The sequence below is a fragment of the Acidimicrobiales bacterium genome (assembly GCA_036273495.1).
Taxonomy (GTDB): Bacteria; Actinomycetota; Acidimicrobiia; order Acidimicrobiales; family JAJPHE01; genus DASSEU01.
Window position 1 is genome coordinate 1 of sequence record DASUHN010000029.1, and the last position, 4,193, is coordinate 4,193.

Annotated in this window: 5 protein-coding genes; 1 reads left to right on the forward strand and 4 read right to left on the reverse strand. The window is 72.9% G+C overall.

What is annotated here, in order from left to right:
* On the forward strand, window positions 1-837 hold an 837-nt coding region (locus VFW24_01295; GenBank protein ID HEX5265385.1), incomplete at its 5' end, for an ATP-dependent DNA helicase.
* Here the strand turns inward: VFW24_01295 and era are convergent.
* From era to VFW24_01315, 4 genes are all read right to left on the reverse strand, one after another.
* Complete coding sequence (gene era / locus VFW24_01300) at window positions 831-1,715, reverse strand: GTPase Era (GenBank protein ID HEX5265386.1); 885 nt, start codon at window positions 1,713-1,715, stop codon at window positions 831-833. The genes VFW24_01295 and era overlap by 7 nt on opposite strands.
* Window positions 1,708-3,039, reverse strand: coding sequence for a hemolysin family protein (locus VFW24_01305; GenBank protein HEX5265387.1), 1,332 nt, complete (start codon window positions 3,037-3,039; stop codon window positions 1,708-1,710). The genes era and VFW24_01305 overlap by 8 nt, the downstream gene beginning before the upstream one ends.
* A 10-nt stretch (window positions 3,040-3,049) precedes the next feature.
* Window positions 3,050-3,568 (reverse strand): rRNA maturation RNase YbeY, encoded by a 519-nt coding sequence (gene ybeY, locus VFW24_01310; protein HEX5265388.1) that lies wholly within the window; start codon window positions 3,566-3,568, stop codon window positions 3,050-3,052.
* Window positions 3,569-3,591: 23 nt separating this feature from the next.
* Window positions 3,592-4,193 (reverse strand): PhoH family protein (locus VFW24_01315; GenBank protein ID HEX5265389.1); only part of this gene is annotated, 602 nt, incomplete at its 5' end.

A 4,193-nucleotide genomic window follows, 5' to 3' on the forward strand; every position in this document is an offset into this window, starting at 1 on the left:
GCCGGGCTCGACGAGGGCCAGGTGGCCTGGGTGGAGCGGCCCGACCGCCTGCCGGTGCTGCGGGTGGCACCGGTGGAGGTGGGCCCGCTCCTGTCCCACGCCCTGTGGGAGCACGTCACCGGGGTCCTCACCAGCGCCACCATCCCGCCGCTCCTCGGCCGGCGCGTGGGCCTTCCCGACGGGGGCTATGACCAGACCGACGTCGGCAGCCCCTTCCCGTTCGAACGCCACGCCCTCCTGTACTGCTCCGTCCACCTGCCCGATCCCCGCAACCCGGCGTACGAGGCGGCCCTGCACGAGGAGCTGGCGGCGCTGATCTCGGCTGCGGGCGGGCGGACCCTGGCCCTGTTCACGAGCTGGCGGGCCATGCACGCCGCCGCCGACGCCCTGCGCGCCCGGGTCCCCGGGCGCCTCTACACCCAGGCGGACCTGCCCAAGCCGGCCCTGGTGGCGGCCTTCACCGCCGAGGAGGACTCGAGCCTGTTCGCCACCATGGGGTTCTTCCAGGGCGTCGACGTGCCCGGGCGCACGCTGTCGCTCGTGACGGTCGACCGCATCCCGTTCCCCCGTCCCGACGAGCCCCTCAACCAGGCCCGGCGCGAGCGGGCCGGCCCCGACGCCTTCCGGGCCGTCGACCTGCCCCGGGCCGCCACCCTCCTGGCCCAGGGCGCCGGACGCCTGCTCCGCTCGGGCTCGGACCGCGGGGTGGTGGCGGTCCTCGACCCCCGCCTGGCCCGGGCCACCTATCGGTGGGACCTGGTCCGCGCCCTGCCGCCGATGCGCCGCACCCGGCACCGGGCCGAGGCGGAGGCGTTCCTGCGCGAGATCACTCAGTAGCCGAGCAGCTCCAGGCGCCGGCGGTCCCGGGCCCAGTCCCGGTCGACCTTGACGAACAGCTCGACGTAGGCGCCGGCGGGGAGCTGGGCCCGCACCGCCGTGCCGACCTCCTTGAGCACGGCCCCGCCCCGCCCGATGACGATGCCCTTCTGGGACTCCCGCTCGACCAGGATCTCGCACCGCACCCGGGGCCATTCCCACTCGGTGACCCGGCAGGCGATGGAATGGGGCACCTCTTCCCTCGTGACCGCCAGGAGCTGCTCGCGTACGAGCTCGGCCACCCAGAAGGCCTCGGGCACGTCGGTCACCGTGTCCTCGGGGTAGTAGCGGGGGCCGGGGTGCATCCGCTCCCGCAGCGCCGCCACCAGCTCGGGGACGCCCTGCCCCGTCCGCGCCGACAACGGCCACGGGTCGGGGACGCCCAGCTCGGCCGCTTCGGCCAGGGTCGGGAGCACCGCGTCGCGGCCGACCACGTCGATCTTGTTGACCACGACCATGCCCGGGGAGAGGGTGGCCGCCACGTACCGGTCCCCCCGGCCGATGCCACCAGCGGCGTCGACGACCTGCACCACGACGTCGACACCCCCGGCGGCATCCACCGCCGTCTCGTTGAGGTGCCGCCCCAGTGGGCCGCGGGGCTTGTGGAACCCGGGCGTGTCGACGAAGACGACCTGGCTGTCCGGACCGTTCAGCACGCCCACCACGCGCGTGCGGGTCGTCTGGGGCTTGTCCGACACGATCGAGACCTTGGTGCCGAGGATGGCGTTGAGGAGCGTCGACTTCCCCACGTTGGGCCGCCCCACCAGAGCGGCAAAGCCGGACCGCACCTGATCGGATCCCCTACCGCCCGCCGCCTCCCCGATCGGGTCGTCAGCCATCGGCGGCGGACGAGCCGGATCCGGCCCGGCCGAGGGGCACGATCCGCACCCGGCCGATCCGGCGACCCTGGACCTTCTCCGCCACCAGCCGGTGCCCGTCGGCCTCGACCGACTCCCCCTCGGCCGGCACGTGTCCGAGCAGGTTGAACACCAGCCCGCCCACCGTGTCCCAGTCCCCCGCGGGCAGGTCGGCGTGCACCAGCTCGTTGACCTCCCCCACCGCCATCCGGGCGCTGACCCGGAAGGCGCCGCCGGCCAGCGGCTCCACGAGGGGCTCCTCGACGTCGAACTCGTCGACGATCTCCCCGACCAGCTCCTCGATCAGGTCCTCGAGCGTCACCAGGCCCGCCGTGCCTCCGTACTCGTCGACGGCGATGGCGATGTGGAACTTCTCCTTCTGCATCTCGCGCATCAGCTCGGCCACGCGCTTGGTCTCGGGGACGAAGTGGGCCTGGCGCGCCAGCTCCGACACCGGCTGGTCGCCGCGTCCGTCCCGCGCCGCGCGCATGAGGTCCTTCACGTAGACGATGCCCGTGACGTCGTCGACCCCGCTCCCGTACACCGGGATGCGGCTGTAGCCGGCCTCTATGGCCCGCTCGATCACCTGCGAGACCCGCTCCGCCCCGGCCACCGCGACCATGTCGGGGCGCGGCACCATCACGGCGCGCACGACGGTGTCCCCGAACTCGATGATCGAGCGGATCAGCGCCCGCTCCTCGCTCTCGATCACGTCCTCCTCCGCCGCCACGTCGGCCATGGCGAGCAGCTCCTGCTCGGACACGAACGGCCCCCGCCGCAGCCCGCTACCGGGAAGGAGGAGGTTCGACAGGCCGATGAGGGCGTTGGTGACCACCCGGATGGGGGGCAGGGCCAGGACGGCCGCCACGATCGGCGCCGCCGCCAGCGCCGCCCGCTCGGGGTGCTGGATGGCCCACGTCTTCGGGGCGGCCTCGGCCAGCACGAACACGACCACCACCTCGAGGGCGGTGGCCACGATGACGCCCACGGCCCCGAACAGATGGTCGGCCACGATGGCGATGAGGCTGGCCGCCACCAGCTGGCACACGTTGTTCAGCAGCAGGACGGTGTTGAGGAACTTCTCGGGGTGGTCGACCAGCTTCAACAGGACCTGGGCGCCCCGCCGGCGCTCCGCCTCCAGCGGTACCGCCTTGACCCGGGTCATGCGGGTGAGGCTCGTCTCGGCCATCGCCAGGAACGACGACGCGAGCAGCAGGATGACGATGGCCGCGATCAGGCCGCCGTCCCCGCGGTGGAGGCCCTCGCTGGAGGCCAGGATCGGTGGGGGCACGCTGCTCGGCCTCACCCTCCGGTCGTCACCCGCCTGCCGGCCCGGAGCGATGGTGGGCGTCCAGCAGCTGCTGCTCCCTGCGCTCCATGGCCGCCGCCTCGTCGTCGTCGACGTGATCCATCCCCAGGAGGTGGAGGACCCCGTGCACGACGAGGAGGGCCAGCTCGTCCTCGTAGGTGCCGGCGTGGTTGGGAGCGTTCCGGTGCGCTACCGCCGGGCAGATCACGATGTCGCCGACCATGGTCGGGATGTCGTCGGGCTCCGCCGGGGCCCACCCCGGCCCCGTGCCCCCGGAGTCGGGGGAGCGGCCTCCCTCCACGGGCTCGTCGTCCATCGGGAACGCGAGCACGTCGGTCGGCTCCTCGCGGCCGAGGAAGCGCTTGTTCAGGTCGGCGATGGCGTCGCTGTCGACGAAGAGCACCGAGAGCTCGGCGTCCCCGCGCATCCCCTCCGCCTCGAGCACCGCCGTGGCCAGGCGCATCCACCGGGCCGTGTCTACGGGATGGTCGGTCTGCTCGTCGGCCACGAAGACCTCGACGCCCACCGTGCCTACCCGGTCCCGGTCCGTCAGGGCCGGACGGACGACGACTGCGCCCGCTCGTAGGCCGTGACGATGTCGGAGACGATCTTGTGGCGCACCACGTCGCGGGGGCCGAGTTGGACGAAGGCCAGGCCCTCGATGCCGCCGAGCACCTCCTCGAGGCCGACGAGCCCCGACCGCCCGCCGGGCACGTCGATCTGGGTGACGTCTCCGGTCACCACCGCCTTGGACCCGAATCCGATGCGCGTCAGGAACATCTTCATCTGCTCCGGGGTGGTGTTCTGGGCCTCGTCGAGGATGATGAAGCTGGAGTTGAGCGTCCGGCCCCGCATGAACGCCAGCGGCGCCACCTCAATCGTGCCCCGGTCCATCAGCCGCTGGACACCCTCGGGCTCGACCATGTCGTAGAGGGCGTCGTACAGCGGCCGCAGGTAGGGGTCCACCTTGGCCATGAGGTCACCCGGCAGGAATCCCAGGCGCTCCCCCGCCTCGACCGCCGGGCGGGTGAGCAGGATGCGGTTCACCCGCTTGGCCTGGAGCGCCTGCACGCCCAGCGCCACCGCCAGATACGACTTCCCCGTACCCGCCGGCCCGATGCCGAAGGTGATCACGTTCTCGGAGATGGCGT